The organism is Pseudomonas sp. HY13-MNA-CIBAN-0226, from assembly GCF_040310305.1.
Taxonomy (GTDB): Bacteria; Pseudomonadota; Gammaproteobacteria; order Pseudomonadales; family Pseudomonadaceae; genus Aquipseudomonas; species Aquipseudomonas gregormendelii.
Map to the genome: position 1 here is coordinate 1 of NZ_JBEOPS010000326.1, position 264 is coordinate 264.

Annotated in this window: 1 protein-coding gene; it reads right to left on the reverse strand. The window is 46.6% G+C overall.

The genetic code is table 11. The annotated features are described in order from the left end of the window. A partial coding sequence (locus AAEZ05_RS28955) for an isochorismatase family protein (protein ID WP_350650053.1) occupies positions 1–264 on the reverse strand: 264 nt, incomplete at both ends.

A 264-nucleotide genomic window follows, 5' to 3' on the forward strand; every position in this document is an offset into this window, starting at 1 on the left:
GGATTCTACCGTACTAATCACGCCACCAGCGCGGCGGATACGGCGAATCGCTTGCTTCTTATCATAAGGAAAGCGCGAGCCAACCGCATCACCAATAATCACTGGCTGCATACCATTATCGAGCAAATCAAGCGCCGTTTGCATGACGCAGACATGCGCCTCCACCCCAAATAATAGAACAATGCTACGATTTTGTTGGGCTAAATAATGCCATGAATCGTCATTATCACAAGCGCTAAAAGTGATTTTTTCAAAGCTTTTGGC